Genomic DNA, 14,347 nt, shown 5'->3' with positions numbered 1-14,347 from the left:
TTCGACAAAAGCCGGCCCTAGGCCGGCTTTTGTTTTTGGCGGTTTCTGAAGCAATACACCGCTTCCCGCCCGCGCTGGAGTCAGCCCGTGTCCGCATCCAACCTTCCACAACCGTCCACATCCCTGTTCAAGGGGCGACTGCTGGCCTTCGCCGCCATCGTGCTGGTCGCCGCGAACCTGCGCAGCGCGGTCACCTCGCTGACCCCGCTGCTGGACCGCCTGGGCCACGTTTTTGATTTCGGCAGCACCATGACCGGCGTGCTGGGCATGATGCCGACCGCGGCCTTCGCCGTATTCGGTCTGGCCACACCGCGTATCACCCGCACCATCGGCCTGGAGCGCACCGCGATACTGGCCATGGTGTTGGCCACCGCCGGCCTGCTGGTACGCGCCTTCGCCGACAACGTCGGCGTGCTGATGCTCGGCTCGGCCATCGCGCTGGCCGGCATGGGCATGGGCAATGTCGTGGTACCGCCCCTGGTCAAGCGCTACTTCGCCGATCGGGTCGGCACACTGAGCACGATCTACATCACCGTCCTGCAGGCCGGCACGATGGTGCCGGCGCTGCTGGCCGTACCGGTCGCCAACCAGTTCGACTGGCGCATCTCGCTGGGCATGTGGTCGCTGCTGTCCGCGGCCGCGGTACTGCCCTGGCTTCTGCTGGCGCGCACCGCGCCGCATATCGAGACCACAACCAGCGGCACCACGCATACCACCGGCGAGGTCTGGAAAACCTCACTCGGCTGGGGCATGGCGCTGATGTTCGGCATGACTTCGCTGGGCACCTATTCGCTGTTCACCTGGCTACCGAAGGTGATGGTCGAAGCCGGCGCCAGCGAATCACTCGGTGGTGTGATGGTTGCGGTCTACTCGGCAATCGGCCTTGCCCCATCGCTGCTGGTCCCGGCCCTGGCGGTGCGCATGCGCAACCCCTTCCCGATCGCGGTGATGGTGTTCGTGCTGAACATGATCGCCTTCGCCGGCCTGCTGCTGGCGCCGATGCGTGCCCCCTGGCTGTGGGCGATCATCGCCGGACTCGGACCGTCCACCTTCCCGCTGGGGCTGACCCTGATCAACCTGCGCACCCGCACCCAGGCCGGCTCGGCGGCACTGTCCGGCTTCATGCAAGGCGTGGGTTACAGCCTGGCCAGCCTTGGGCCGCTGCTGTTCGGCTGGCTGCACGGCATCAGTGACGGCTGGGCGTGGTCATTCGCCTTCCTGGCACTGTGTTCGACCGTGCTACTGGTCGCTGCATGGTTCGCCTGCAAGCCGCAGCAGCTGGAAGACCACTGGTAACGCGCAGCGCCATATCCAGCGCTGCAGCCCGCGCGCGGAAATCGCGGGCCGTCTTCAGACCAGCGGGTGTCGCACCTGGCCTTCGCCGCGCACCACAAATCGCTCCACCGTCAGCGCCTCCAGGCCCATCGGGCCATAGGAATGCAGGCGCGTGGTGGAAATGCCGATTTCTGCTCCCAGCCCCAGTTCCCCGCCGTCGGAAAAGCGCGACGAGGCATTGACCATCACCACTGCCGAGCGCAGGGCATGCATGAACGCCTCGCCATGGGCAGGGTCCGCGGTAGCGATGACTTCGGTGTGATCGGAGGTATAGCGCTGGATATGCGCAATCGCCGCCGCCATATCGGGCACCACGCGAATGGCCAGAACCAGATCCAGGTACTCGGCGGCGTAGTCATCCTCCGTGGCCGGCAACACCTCCGGCAACAGCGCCTGCGTGGCCATATCGCCGCGCAACTCGACGCCGCGCGCACGCAACGCGGTCGCGGCCAACGGCAGGAAGCGCGGTGCGATATCCGCATGCACCAGCAAGGTCTCCAGCGAGTTGCAGGCGGCCGGACGCGACACCTTGCCGTCGATCAGCAGATCCAGCGCCAGCTGCAGGTCGGCACTGTCATCGACAAACAGGTGGCACACGCCCTTGTAGTGCTTGATCACCGGCACGCGCGCGTGTTCGGCGACAAAGCGGATCAGCCCCTCGCCGCCACGCGGAATCGCCAGATCGATGATGTCATTGAGCTGCAGCAGCTCCAACATGGTTTCGCGGCGCAGATCCTCGACCAGGGTCAGCGCCGCCTCGGCAACACCGGCTTCACGCAGCGCACGCCGGAGGCTGGCGGCGATCGCAGTATTGGAGTGGATCGCCTCCGAACCGCCGCGCAGGATCACGCCATTGCCGGCCTTGATGCATAGCGCCGCGGCATCGGCGGTCACGTTCGGGCGCGCTTCGTAGATCATCGCGATCACTCCCAGCGGCACCCGCACCTTCTGCACGCGGATGCCATTGGGGCGTACGTAGTCCCGCGTGACCTCGCCGACCGGATCCGGCAATGCGGCCACTTCGCGCAGCGCATCGGCGACCCCTGCCAGACGCGCAGGGGTGAGCGCCAGCCGGTCCAGCATCGCGCTGCCCACGCCCTTGGCGCGCGCGGCGGCCAGGTCTTCCCCGTTCGCAGCAAGAATCACCACCGCATCGGCCTCCAGCGCATCGGCCATGGCCAGCAGCAGCGCGCTGCGCGCCTGCGTTGACAGCTGCCCCAGGTGTTGGGCGGCGGCGCGACATTGCAGCGCCAGGGTGCGGATATCACTCATGGTCATTCCCGAAGCGGATTCGAAGCCGGAGGATCACAGCAACACCATGTCGTCACGGTGGATCACGTTGTCGCCGTAGTTGTAGCCGAGGATGCTTTCAATCTCGCGCGTATGGTGATGGCTGATACGGCGGATGTCGGTCGCCGAATACTGGCTGATCCCACGCGCGATGCAATGCGTATCCCCGTTATCTTGCAGTCGCACTTCGACCATATCGCCGCGGCGGAACTCGCCCTCGGCCCCACTCACACCGCCAGGCAGCAGCGAGGCCCCCTTCTCGCGCAGCGCGCGCGCGGCGCCAGCATCGACCAGGATCGCGCCCGGCTCGACCGGCGCATGCCTCAGCCAGTATTTGCGCGCGGCGATCCGCGATTGACCGGCATACAGGCGCGTACCACGCAGGCGGCCCTGGGCCAGTCCACGCACCACATCGCCATCGCGGCCATTGAACAGGAAGGTGTCGATACCGGCAGCGCCGGCCTTGGCCGCGGCCTGCAGTTTGGTGTGCATACCACCAGTGCCGACCGCGCTGCCGCTGCCACCGGCCATGGCCAGGATCCCCGGCGTCAGCTCATGCACCTCGTTGATGGGCTCCGCCTGCGGATTGCTGCGCGGATCTGCGCTGTACAGGCCATCGATATCGGTGGCGATGAACAGCGCATCGGCATCGACCAGTGCGGCAACGATCGCGGCGAGGTTGTCGTTGTCACCGAGTTTGAGCTCATCCACCGACACAGTGTCGTTTTCGTTGACCACCGGCAGCGCGCCCAACGCCAACAACTCGTGGAGCGTGGCGCGTGCGTTGAGATAGCGACGGCGGTTGCGCAGGTCATCGTGCGTCAACAGCACCTGCGCCACGGGACGCTCGAAGAAGCGCTGCCACAGCGCGATCAGCTGCGCCTGCCCCAGCGCCGCCAGCGCCTGGCGTGCGGCCATCGCCGCACCGGCTTCGGCCGCCTTGGGCAGGATCGCGCGGCCGGCGGCCACCGCACCGGAGGACACGATCACCACCTCACGCCCGGCCAGCACATTGGCCGACACGAACTGCGCCAGACCAAGCGCGAAACGCGGCGTCAGACCACCGCCGTCCGCGGCCAGCAAGCTGCTGCCGATCTTGAGCACCGCGCGGCGCCACGGCGGCAGCGGCTGTTCGATAAATGCCGGGGGCGAGGTCTGGCTCATGGGGTCAGCGTGTGTTCCATTCATGGATGGTGAGTTCGGAGCTGTTGTGAACCGCCAGCGGATCACGGGCGACGATGGCCTTGGCCTCGTCCAGATCGGCCACGTTCTGCAGCACATAGGCGCCACCGCTGCCGTCACTGAATCCTCCGGTGACATACAGGCGGCCCTGGCCCCTCAGGTCATCCAGGAACGCCTTGTGGGGCGCGATCACCGCGTTGTCGAACGACGGCCTGCGCAGGGCCATCACCAGATACAGCCTCATTCCGCTCTCCTTTGCCGGCTATGACAGCACGCTAGCCATGCGTTCGTCGCACTTGCTTTCTTCTAGAACCAATACGGGCGCCTGTGGGGCGCCCGCATCGTGTCGACTCAGCCCTGCAGCGCCTGCCAGCGCGTCCCCAGCTCGTCCAGCCGCAGGTCCGCCGCGGCACCGGGTGAAACACGGGCGGCCAGACTGCCCTCGGGGGTACGCCCCTGCCCTGCGCTGTCGGCGGCCTCGGCAGCGGCCTTGTAGGCGTCGCGGAACGGCACACCGGCCACCGCGGCTTCCACCGCCACATCGGTGGCATACATACCCGAATCGATCGCGGCACGGATGTTGTCATCGCGCCAATCCAGATTGGACAGCAGCGCCGGCAGCAGCTCCAGTGCCGCCAGTCCACGACCGAAGCCGTGCACGATGGCACCCTTGGAGTTCTGCAGGTCGCGCTGGTAACCGGACGGCAGCGACAGCAGCTGCTCAATCTCGGTACGTGCGGCGGCGACGCTGGCATGGGTGGCCCGCATCAGCTCGATCACGTCGGGATTGCGTTTGTTCGGCATGATCGAGCTGCCGGTGGTGTACTGCGCCGGCAGCGCGACAAAAGCGAACTCACCGGTGGTGAACAGCGACAGATCCCAGGCGATGCGGCGCAGATCCAGGGTGGCGCCACCCAGCGCTTCCAGCGCGGCCAGTTCGAACTTGCCACGCGACAGCTGCGCGTAGATCGGGCTGATCTGCATCCGCGAGAATTCCAGCGCGGCGGTGGTGTGTTCGCGGTCCAGTGGCAGGTTGACGCCGTAGCCGGCGGCCGTGCCCAGCGGGTTGGTATCGATCAACGCGCGGGTGTCGCGGGCGCGGATGGCGTTGTCGATGAAAGCCTCGGCCCAGCCGGCCCACCACATGCCCGCCGAGGACACCACGGCGCGCTGGATATGGGTATAGCCCGGCAACGGCTGCCGCTGTTCGGCGGCGGCGCGGTCCAAGGCCACCTTGGCGACCTCGACGCTGATCTGCGCAACGCGTTCGAGCTTCTCCTTCAGCCACAGACGCGTGGCCACAAGGATCTGGTCGTTGCGGCTGCGCCCGGTATGGATCTTGCGGCCGGCATCACCCAGACGCTCGGTCAGGCGTGCCTCGATGGCCGAGTGGCAATCCTCGTACTGCTCGTCCAGCACGAAGGCGCCGCTGCGGAAATCCTCGGCCAGCACCACCAGTTCGCGCTTGAGCGCCGCCAGTTCATCGGCACTGAGAATACCGATGTGCTGCAGCCCTTCAGCATGGGCGGTGCTGGCCTGGATGTCGTGCAGGAAGAACTCGCGATCGAGGATCACGTCGTCGCCGGCGAGGAAGGTCTGGATCTTGGCGTCAACCGCGACACCGGGTTTCTGCCAGAGCAGGTTGGTCATGGGGATATCCCGTCAGTTGTGCGAGAGGTTCAGTGCGGAATGGCGGTCAGCTCATCCAGCCCCAAAGCCCGGTTGAGGTTCTGCAAGGCCTGGGTGGCCGCGCCCTTGAGCAGGTTGTCGATGGTCGCCACCACCACCACCCGCTTGTTGCCCGGCGCCAGGGTGAAGCCACCGATCTGCACGCCATGCGTGCCGGCAATGCGGCTGACCCACGGCGCCTCATCGACCACCTCCACCAGCGGCTCGTTGGCATAGCGCTGCTGATACAGCGCGACGATCTCTTCGCGGCTGCGCGGCTGCTGCAGCCACAGATTCACGGTCATGGTGATGCCGCGGAAGTGCGGGGCCACATGCGGCATGAATTCCACCGGCACACCGAGCTGGGTCGACACCTCGCGCTCGTGCACGTGGTTGGTCAACGCATACGGCATCAGGTTGTCGCGCAGCAGTTCGGGATTGTTCTTGTCCGAGGGCGTGGTACCGGCACCGGACCAGCCGGACACGCCGAAGCAGGTCGGCGGGCCGGCCAGCTGTGACAGCAGCGGCGTGATCGCCAGCTGCATGGCGGTGGCGTAGCAGCCCGGATTGCTGATGCGCTTGTGCCCGGCATAGCGCCCACGGGTCAGCTCCGGCAGGCCGTAGTACCAGCTGTTGTCGAAGCGGTAATCGGCGGAAAGATCGACGATCACCGTGTCTGGCCGGGCCGCGTCCAGCGCGGTCACAAACGGCTCGGCTTTGCCGTTGGGCAGCGCCAGCACCACCGCGTCCACGCCCTTGGCGGCCACCGCATCGGCATCCAGGTTTTCGTAGCGCAGCTCGCCACAATAGGCGGGGTTATGGTCGGCCACGCGCTGGCCAGCCAGCTCGCGCGAAGACACGAACGCCAGCTCGATCCGCGGATGCGCGGCCACCAGCTTGATCAACTCGGTGCCGGTGTAGCCGCGGGCGCCAACGATGCCCAGGGAGAATTTCTTGTCAGTCATGAGTGCGAATCCAGAAGGAACTGCAGGTTGGCTTTCACCGCCGGCCATTCCGAGTCGATGATGGAAAACACCACGGTGTCGCGGCGCGACCCGTCGGCGTGACGCTTGTGGTTGCGCAGCACACCATCTTGCTTGGCACCGATCCGGGCAATGGCATTGCGCGAGGCCTGGTTGAAGCAGCTGGTCTCGAAGCCGACACTGATACAGCCCAGGGTTTCGAAGGCGTGCCGCAGCAACAGCAGCTTAGCCTCGGTATTCAGCCCGGTGCGCTGGACGCTGGGGTGATACCAGGTGTAGCCGATATTAAGCCGAGGCACATCCGCGTCCAGCGCGTAGAAGCGCGTGCTGCCCACAATCTCACCGCGGGCGTTGCCGACCGCAAAGGCCAGCGCCCTGCCCTGCACCTGCGCCTCGAGTGCCGCAGTGACATAACGTGCGGCATCCTCCGGCGCGGGCACATTGGTGTACCAGCAGCGCGACAGCTCGCCCTCACCCAGCGCCCGCTGCAACGCCGGCACGTGCGACATCTGCAACGGCTCCAGCGTTACGTGCCGGCCCCGCAGGGTCGGCACGGTGCTCCACGCAGTGGCCGAGTGCGGCAGCATCACTCAGCCTTGGAGGCTCGGTTTGCGTTCGGCGCAGTGCTTCACATAGCCCTTGATGCTGTCGAAATCGTCGGCGCCAAACCAGAACACCTTCCAGTGGTCGAGCTTGTAGCAGCCATCGGATTCGGAATAGTAGAAATGGTTGACCGGGTTGCCGTTGCGCGAGCGCCAGAACAGCTGCGGGGTTTCCTCCAGCATCACGTTCCAGACCGCACGCCCGAGCCCCTCACCCTGTGCGTCGTCCAGCACGGCGAACTTGTCCAGGTACACGCCCTCGGCCTCATCAGTGAGGATCACCGCGGTGCGGTAGTGCTCGCTGACATAGGCGCGCAGCAGCCTGGTCTTCTCGAAGTAGTCCGGCACCAGCGTACGGCCGAAGCTGGATTCGATCAGCGTCTTCAGCCGCGCGGTATCGAGCTGATCCCACGATGTCGCCTTGAGCACCTTCTCGCCGCGACGCACCAGCGTGCCCGAGCCCTTGTGGGTGAACAGCTCCTTGGCCAGATCGGCCGGACGCGTGATCGACACCGAGGACTCCTCCGGCAAGCGGTCCAGCAGGTCCTTGATCTGCTCGATCTTGACCCGCATGCCACCGTGGATCCACGGCTGCGCCATCAGCTGGTCGTACTCGGTGGACAGGTTGATCGAATCGATCACCTGACCCTCGGCATCGAGCAAGCCACCGGTACCGGTCAGGAAGATGATCTTGTACGGCTGCAGCTCCTGCACCAGCTCATTGGCGGCAAAATCCGCGTTGATGTTGAGGATCTGCCCGCTCGGGGTTTCGCCCAGCGAGGTGATCACCGGGATCGAACCGGCCTTCAGGCTCGCCTCGATCGGCGCCAGGTTCACCGCCTTGACCTCGCCGACCAGACCGTAGGTATCGCGGTCGAGGTATTCGGCCTCGAACACACCACCGGTGATCGAGGTCGCACGTGCGCCATTCTGCTGCAGGGCTTCCACCAGCTTCAGGTTGGAGCTCTGGAACACCTTGCGCACGATCGCCAACGCTTCGGGCGAGGTCACCCGCAAGCCGTCGATGGTGTGCTTCTCGATTCCGGCCGCCGACAACTCGGCATCCAGCTGCGGGCCGGCGCCGTGCAGCACGATCGGGGTCAGGCCGACCTCCTGCAGGAAGGATAGCGACGAGGTCAGCGCTTCCAGATCGTCGCGCAATACCGCGCCACCGACCTTGACCACGGCAAAGCGCTTGGCATCGAGCTGCGAGAACCGTTTCAGGTACTGGCTGATCTCCTTGGCGCTGGCCATGCTCGAGAGCAGGCGCACGATGGTCTGGCGGGTTTGGCGGTGGGGTTGCATGGCAGGGGACATGTCTTGCTTCATCGGGGCGACCGCGGTCGCAGGGGAGAATCCGGCGCAGCCGCGCCGGGTCACGTGCTTCAGGCGCCGCGCTGCAGGATCCGCAGCACCGACTCCGCATAACGCTGCAACTGTTCCAGCGTGACGAACTCATCGGCGGTATGGGCCTGGGCGATATCGCCCGGGCCATACACCATCGTGGTGTAGCCACCGGCCGAGAACAGCGAGGCCTCGGTCCAGAAATCCACCGCATTGCCGATCGGCAGGCCCAGCTCGTCGGCGACGTCGCGGGCGGCCAGGCGGCGCTCCTCGGCACGGGCGATATCACCGGACGGCAAGCTCGGGCCGCGGAAGGTTTCCTCGAAGTGCGCCGCCGACGGCTCGGCAAAGCCGGCGAAAGTGGCCAGCAACCCGTCGATGTCCATCGACGGCAACGGACGGAAGCCGAAACGCAGCTCGGCCTCGGGCGCGATCATGTTGGCCTTGATCCCCCCTTCGACGCGGCCGATGTTGAAGCGCAGCCCGGTCAGGCCACCGAAGCGTGCATGCGCCAGCGACTCGACATGTTCCAGCGCTTTTCCGCCCCAGCGCATGGCCTGGTGCAGCGCGCTGGCCGACGGATCCTGCCTGCCCGAAGCATGGCCGGCACGACCGGCAAATTTCATCAGCACCGAACTGATGCCACGGTGGGCCAGCACCGCTTCGCTCATGGTCGGCTCGGCGACGATCACCGCTTCATAGGGGATGCCACGGGCCAGGAAGGCAGCGATGCAGCGCGGATCATTGGCTTCCTCGTCGCTGGAAAACAGGAACGCCGCATCGCCATCGGTCAGGTTGGCGGCGGCCACCAGCGCGGCGGCGGCGCCCTTGATGTCGCATACCCCCAGGCCGACCACGCGGTCGTCCAGGCGCCGCATCACATGCGGATCAGCCGACCAGTGCGGTGAATCCGGCACCGTGTCCAGATGCACATTGAACAGGTACTTGGGCGTGCCACGCACCGCGTAGAAACTGACCGCACCGGCACCGTGGTCGATCACCTCGACATTGAAGCCCGGCAGGTTGGCGCGCAGGTAATCGAAGATGCCACCGGTGGTGATGGCACGCGGCGGATTGCGGGTGTCAAACGACACCAGCGCCTGCAGGTGGTCCAGCGTCGTGTCAAGCAACTGCGTCATGGGCATTCAAACCGGAAGAAAGCAGTGGAAGCCCGGCGCAAGTGCGCCGGGCGGAAACAACAGCGGGCACCGCCAAGCGGCGCCCGTCGCGGATCAGCGGTTGACCTGCGCGTACAGCGTGGAGCTCATGCCAAACAGCTTGATGAAGCCTTCGGCTTCTTCCACGCCCCAGTCGGCCGACTGCGCGTAGGTCGCGCCCTTGGCGTTGAGCAGGTGCTCGGACTTCACCGCCACCGCATCGACGCGGCCGCCGCGGGTTTCCAGCACCACCTCGCCATTGACCTTGGCCTGCGAGGACTTCAGGAACGCCTCGATGTCGGTCTTGAGCGGGTCGTGGTAGAAGCCTTCATACACCAGCTCCACCCACTTGCGCGCCACGTCCGGCTTGAAACGGTTCTGCTGCTTGGTCAGCACCGCATCTTCCAGCGCGCGGTGCGCGGCCAGCAGCGAGACCAGACCCGGCGCCTCGAACACGATGCGGCCCTTCAGGCCGATCACGGTGTCACCGGTGTAAACGCCACGGCCCACGCCGTACGGGGCGAACATCTTGTTGAGGCGGGCCAGGATCTGCTCACCCGGCAGTGCCTTGCCGTCCAGCGCGACGGCCTCGCCCTCGACGAACTTCAGGGTCACGGTCAGCGGTTCGATCGGCCAGGCGCTGCGCGGCGCGCACCAGCCGCGGGCGCCTTCGCCCGGCGCTTCCCAACGGTCGATCTCGCCGCCGGACATGGTCAGGCCCAGCAGGTTCTCGTTGATGGTGTAGGCCTGCTGTTTGGCACGCACGCCGAAGCCACGCTCTTCCAGGTACTTCTGCTCGTAGGCACGGGTCTGGGTGTGTTCTTTCTGGATTTCGCGGATCGGCGCGACGATCACGTAATCACCCAGTGCCTTCACTGCCAGATCGAAGCGGACCTGGTCGTTGCCCATGCCGGTGCAGCCGTGGGCGATGATGTTGGTGCCCAGCTCGGCGGCGCGCTTGAGCGCGGCGTCCACGATCAGGTAACGGTCCGACACCAGCAGCGGGTACTGGCCCTGGTAGCCCTCGCCGGCCCACACGAACGGCTTGACGAAGCCCTCCCAGATTGCCGGGCCACCGTCGACGGTGACATGGCTGCTGACGCCCAGCTCGGCGGCACGCTTCTCGATGAAGTCGCGCTCTTCGTCGTCCACGCCGCCGGTGTCGGCGAACACGGTGTGCACGTTGTAGCCACGCTCCTGCAGATACGGCACGCAGAAGCTGGTGTCGAGGCCGCCGGAGAAGGCGAGGACGATGTCTTTCTTGGAGGTCATGTCAGTTGCTCGTGAAGCGGACCGGCGGCCCGCCATGGGGGAGGAAAGCGGAAAGGTTGCAGGAGGTCCGGATTCAGCGCACCAGCGCCGACATGATGGCCTTCTGCACGTGCAGGCGGTTTTCGGCTTCGTTGATGGCGATGCACTGCGGCGAGTCCATCACACCGTCGGTGGCCTTGACGTTGCGGCGCAGCGGCAGGCAGTGGCTGAACACGCCATTGTTGGTCAGCGCCATCTTGGCCTCATCGACGATGAAGTGCTTGTACTGGTCGCGGATCGGCTGCTCCGGGGCCCAGTTGCCGAAGAACGGCAGCGCGCCCCAGCTCTTGGCGTAGACCACATCGGCGCCGGCATAGGCGCTGGCGATGTCGTGGCTGACCTGCAGCGAACCACCGCTCTCGGCTACGTTCTGCTCGGCCCAGCCCATGTAGCGCTCATCCAGGATGTAGTCCGGGGTCGGGCACAGCAGGGTCACGTCCATGCCCATGCGCGTGGCAATGGTCAGCGCCGAATTGGCCACGGCGGTGTTGAGCGGCTTGGGATGGTAGGTCCAGGTCAGCACATACTTCTTGCCGCGCAGGTCGGTGGTGCCGAAATGTTCCTGCAGCGCCAGGATGTGCGCCAGTTCCTGGCACGGATGGGTGATGGTCTCCATGTTGATGACCGGCACCGGCGAATACCTGGCAAAGCTCTTGAGCACCTGGTCCTCGCGGTCCTTGCTCCAGTCCACGAATTTCGGGAACGCGCGCACGCCGATCAGGTCCACATAACGGCCCAGCACCTTGGCCACTTCGGCGATGTGCTCTTCGGTATCCCCGTCCATGACGGTACCGAGGTTGAACTCGATCGGCCAAGCGTCCTTGCCCGGCTGCAGCACCACCGCATGCCCACCCAGCTGAAACGCGCCCAGCTCGAAGCTGGTACGGGTGCGCATGGACGGATTGAAGAACACCAGGGCGATCGATTTACCCTTCAGGTCATCACCCAGCTTGTGTTGTTTGAACAACGCCGCCTGGGTGAGCAGTGCGTCCAGTTCGGCGCGGCTCCAGTCCTGGGTGTTCAAGAAGTGCTTCAGAGACATCGATCTTTCCTTCGCTGCGGGGAAATCCGTCGTTACCGGCGGAAGGTGCGCGGACGCGCAATTCATTACGCTTGAAACTTTTCATGGATCGGAAACGAAAAAACCCAGCCTGGGCTGGGTTTTCCGAACAGACAGCACGAAGCTCCGGTTACCCAGCGAAATTGTGGGGTTCCGGTCGGCGGGCACGCGACGTCATACCGGAGGCCATCCGGGCGGCGCTGATACCAAGCTGGGCGTCGTTCGATTTCATCGGCGCGCATGGTCGCACGCACGCCGGGGGGGCGCAAGTGTCGCAACGCAACATCAGGGATTGCCTGCAGCCTGTTCAACCATCGAGCCGATATCCGGGGTGATGGAGACCCTCAATTTCAAACGGTTTCCCGGATCCTCCGGCAGGCGCGAGCGGAATTTGACGCCCTTGTAGACATAGTCCACGTCATAGGCGATGGGCCGGCGGAATTCACGGCCCACCTCGACGATCTTGCACTCCGGGGTCAGCATCGCGGCATGCCGGCTGGTGTCATGGATGCGCGGCGCCTCGGCGGTGTCTTCCGCGCTTTCTTCACGATTGACGAAAATACCCCGTACCGAGTCCCAGAAGCGGCGAAAACCGCCCTTGTTCTCCTCCCCCTTCACCTGCACCGGTGCAAGCGTGCGCGTGGCGACAGGTTCGCAATGCTCTTCGGTGCGGGTTGCGCGCAGGGTCTGGAACACCGGTTCGACGTTGAGCACCTGGGCGTAGTCGTAGCGCACATTCTCAACCACCACGACGCGGTTGCGGCCATCGACCTCGGAAGCTTCCTGCGCCCGTGCCGAGGCGACAAAAAAAGCCAGCAGGCAGAGGGCGGACAAAAACGGCGCGGGATTCATCAACACTCGCAGCGGGAAGAGTCGGGTCACGATCGATAGTGTAGGCAGCCAAGCCGACGCTGGCCTGAACATAACCCGTCCACGACCCGATTGCCCAGCCCGGACGTGCCCCACCGTGCCGGGACCGCTAGAATTGCGCGGTTCGTTTCTCCCCCGGATACCCATGACCCTGCGCCTGCACAACAACCTGACGCGGCAGCTGGAGCCCTTCGCTCCGCTCGACCCCACCGCCCCGACCCTGTATGTGTGTGGCCCCACGGTCTACAACTACGTGCACATCGGCAACGCCCGCGGCCCGGTGGTCTTTGGCGTACTGGCCGACCTGCTGCGCCGCCGCTACGGGCATCTGCGTTACGCGCGCAACATCACCGACGTGGACGACAAGATCAATGCCGCCGCCAAGGAACAGGGTGTGCCGATCTCGGCCATCACCGACCGTTTCGCGGCCGCCTACCGCGAGGACATGGCCGCGCTGGGCGTGGTGCCGCCGGATATCGAGCCCGAGGCCACGGCGCACATCCCGCACATCATCACGATGATCGAAGGCCTGATCGGCAGCGGCCACGCCTACGCCGCCGAGGGTCACGTGCTGTTCTCGGTGGGCAGTTTCAAGGACTACGGCAAGCTCTCGCGCCGCGATCCGGACGAAATGCTGGCCGGCGCCCGCGTCGATGTGGCGCCATACAAGCGCGATCCGGGGGACTTCGTGCTGTGGAAACCGTCCACCGACGACCTGCCCGGCTGGGAATCGCCGTGGGGCCGTGGCCGCCCGGGCTGGCACATCGAGTGTTCGGCGATGGCCGCCGCCCATCTGGGCCCGACCATCGATATCCACGCCGGCGGCGTGGATCTGCAGTTTCCGCACCACGAAAACGAGATCGCGCAAAGCGAGTGCGCGCATGGCGGAAAGACCTTCGCCCGCTTCTGGCTGCACAACGGCATGCTCAACTTCGGCGGCGCCAAGATGAGCAAGTCGCTGGGCAACATTGAACGCGTGCACGATCTGGTGCAGCAGCATCCGCCGGAAGCGCTGCGCTATGCGCTGCTGTCGGCCCACTACCGGCAGCCGCTGGACTGGTCGGAAGCACTGATCGAGCAGTCGGTACGGACGTTGGACCGTCTGTACGGCACGCTGCGCGATCTGGCCGATGTGGACGCCATGGCCACCATCCCATCCAGCGTCGAAGCCGCGCTGGACGATGACCTCAACACGCCGCTGGCCTTGGCCGAAGTGGCCCGCATCGCCAGCGACGCGCGCAGGGCCGAATCCGCCGGGAAAAAGGCTCGCCTGAAGGCCGAGCTGCTCGGCGCCGGTCTGGCGCTGGGTCTGCTGCAGCAGGCACCGGCCGACTGGTTCAGCCGCGGCACCGATGCCGGCGATGATGCCCGCATCCAGGCCCTGATCGATGAACGCATCGCCGCCAAGCAGGCTCGCGACTTCGCCCGCGCCGATGCCATCCGCGACCAGCTGGCCGCCGAGAACATCGTGCTGGAAGACACCCCGCAGGGCGTGCGCTGGAAGCGCGGCTGAGTCGCCGCCCCCTGCCCTGACCGACAACCGGA

At 65.7% G+C, this 14,347-nt stretch carries 13 protein-coding genes; 2 read left to right on the top strand and 11 right to left on the bottom strand.

Translation table 11 applies throughout. The features are described 5' to 3' along the window. The first annotated feature begins 87 nt into the window (after positions 1-87). On the top strand, positions 88-1,296 hold the full coding sequence (locus ARC78_RS06850; protein ID WP_054659027.1) for a CynX/NimT family MFS transporter: 1,209 nt from the start codon (positions 88-90) through the stop codon (positions 1,294-1,296). A 54-nt stretch (positions 1,297-1,350) separates the two neighbouring features. On the opposite strand, the gene ARC78_RS06845 is transcribed toward ARC78_RS06850, so the two are convergent. The 11 genes from ARC78_RS06845 to ARC78_RS06795 form a co-directional block, all read right to left on the bottom strand. Continuing rightward, complete coding sequence (locus ARC78_RS06845; protein ID WP_054659033.1) at positions 1,351-2,607, bottom strand: glutamate-5-semialdehyde dehydrogenase; 1,257 nt, start codon at positions 2,605-2,607, stop codon at positions 1,351-1,353. Positions 2,608-2,640: 33 nt separating this feature from the next. Next, entirely contained in the window at positions 2,641-3,813 is a 1,173-nt protein-coding gene (gene proB, locus ARC78_RS06840) for a glutamate 5-kinase (RefSeq protein ID WP_057505977.1), read from the bottom strand. After that, positions 3,794-4,051, bottom strand: coding sequence for a YciI family protein (locus ARC78_RS06835; RefSeq protein ID WP_054661045.1), 258 nt, complete (start codon positions 4,049-4,051; stop codon positions 3,794-3,796). Before ARC78_RS06835 ends, proB begins: the two co-directional genes overlap by 20 nt. A gap of 107 nt (positions 4,052-4,158) precedes the next feature. Then, the gene (locus ARC78_RS06830) at positions 4,159-5,457 is read right to left on the bottom strand and encodes an argininosuccinate lyase (protein ID WP_057505976.1); all 1,299 of its coding nucleotides are present in this window, start codon (positions 5,455-5,457) and stop codon (positions 4,159-4,161) included. A 29-nt stretch (positions 5,458-5,486) separates the two neighbouring features. Continuing rightward, complete coding sequence (gene argC, locus ARC78_RS06825) at positions 5,487-6,440, bottom strand: N-acetyl-gamma-glutamyl-phosphate reductase (RefSeq protein WP_054657553.1); 954 nt, start codon at positions 6,438-6,440, stop codon at positions 5,487-5,489. Then, positions 6,437-7,045: a GNAT family N-acetyltransferase gene (locus tag ARC78_RS06820; protein ID WP_054657555.1), complete on the bottom strand. Its 609-nt coding sequence runs from the start codon at positions 7,043-7,045 to the stop codon at positions 6,437-6,439. Before ARC78_RS06820 ends, argC begins: the two co-directional genes overlap by 4 nt. A 3-nt stretch (positions 7,046-7,048) precedes the next feature. Further along, positions 7,049-8,377 carry an acetylglutamate kinase gene (locus tag ARC78_RS06815; RefSeq protein WP_057506012.1) on the bottom strand — a complete coding sequence of 443 codons (1,329 nt, stop codon included), beginning with the start codon at positions 8,375-8,377 and terminating at the stop codon, positions 7,049-7,051. A gap of 68 nt (positions 8,378-8,445) precedes the next feature. Then, the gene (locus ARC78_RS06810) at positions 8,446-9,543 is read right to left on the bottom strand and encodes an acetylornithine deacetylase (protein WP_054657557.1); all 1,098 of its coding nucleotides are present in this window, start codon (positions 9,541-9,543) and stop codon (positions 8,446-8,448) included. A gap of 93 nt (positions 9,544-9,636) precedes the next feature. Continuing rightward, a complete protein-coding gene (locus ARC78_RS06805) occupies positions 9,637-10,833 on the bottom strand; it encodes an argininosuccinate synthase (protein ID WP_054657559.1) in 1,197 nt (398 codons plus the stop codon). Positions 10,834-10,906: 73 nt separating this feature from the next. Beyond that, positions 10,907-11,914: an N-acetylornithine carbamoyltransferase gene (locus ARC78_RS06800; protein WP_054657561.1), complete on the bottom strand. Its 1,008-nt coding sequence runs from the start codon at positions 11,912-11,914 to the stop codon at positions 10,907-10,909. Positions 11,915-12,217: 303 nt separating this feature from the next. Continuing rightward, entirely contained in the window at positions 12,218-12,784 is a 567-nt protein-coding gene (locus tag ARC78_RS06795; protein ID WP_054657563.1) for a glycine zipper 2TM domain-containing protein, read from the bottom strand. Between the two features lie 163 nt (positions 12,785-12,947). On the opposite strand from ARC78_RS06795, the gene cysS reads away from it, so the two are divergent. Further along, positions 12,948-14,315, top strand: coding sequence for a cysteine--tRNA ligase (gene cysS, locus ARC78_RS06790; protein WP_057505975.1), 1,368 nt, complete (start codon positions 12,948-12,950; stop codon positions 14,313-14,315). The last annotated feature ends 32 nt before the right edge of the window (positions 14,316-14,347 follow it).

Source organism: Stenotrophomonas pictorum JCM 9942 (assembly GCF_001431585.1).
GTDB lineage: Bacteria > Pseudomonadota > Gammaproteobacteria > Xanthomonadales > Xanthomonadaceae > Stenotrophomonas > Stenotrophomonas pictorum.
This window is presented reverse-complemented; position numbering and strand designations above follow the sequence as displayed.

Coding starts and splice junctions, on each gene's coding strand:
- ARC78_RS06845 (WP_054659033.1), bottom strand. CDS start 2,607: ATGAGTGATATCCGCACCCTGGCGCTGCAATGTCGCGCCGCCGCCCAA.
- proB (WP_057505977.1), bottom strand. CDS start 3,813: ATGAATGGAACACACGCTGACCCCATGAGCCAGACCTCGCCCCCGGCA.
- ARC78_RS06835 (WP_054661045.1), bottom strand. CDS start 4,051: ATGAGGCTGTATCTGGTGATGGCCCTGCGCAGGCCGTCGTTCGACAAC.
- ARC78_RS06830 (WP_057505976.1), bottom strand. CDS start 5,457: ATGACCAACCTGCTCTGGCAGAAACCCGGTGTCGCGGTTGACGCCAAG.
- argC (WP_054657553.1), bottom strand. CDS start 6,440: ATGACTGACAAGAAATTCTCCCTGGGCATCGTTGGCGCCCGCGGCTAC.
- ARC78_RS06820 (WP_054657555.1), bottom strand. CDS start 7,045: ATGCTGCCGCACTCGGCCACTGCGTGGAGCACCGTGCCGACCCTGCGG.
- ARC78_RS06815 (WP_057506012.1), bottom strand. CDS start 8,377: ATGTCCCCTGCCATGCAACCCCACCGCCAAACCCGCCAGACCATCGTG.
- ARC78_RS06810 (WP_054657557.1), bottom strand. CDS start 9,543: ATGACGCAGTTGCTTGACACGACGCTGGACCACCTGCAGGCGCTGGTG.
- ARC78_RS06805 (WP_054657559.1), bottom strand. CDS start 10,833: ATGACCTCCAAGAAAGACATCGTCCTCGCCTTCTCCGGCGGCCTCGAC.
- ARC78_RS06800 (WP_054657561.1), bottom strand. CDS start 11,914: ATGTCTCTGAAGCACTTCTTGAACACCCAGGACTGGAGCCGCGCCGAA.
- ARC78_RS06795 (WP_054657563.1), bottom strand. CDS start 12,784: ATGAATCCCGCGCCGTTTTTGTCCGCCCTCTGCCTGCTGGCTTTTTTT.
- cysS (WP_057505975.1), top strand. CDS start 12,948: ATGACCCTGCGCCTGCACAACAACCTGACGCGGCAGCTGGAGCCCTTC.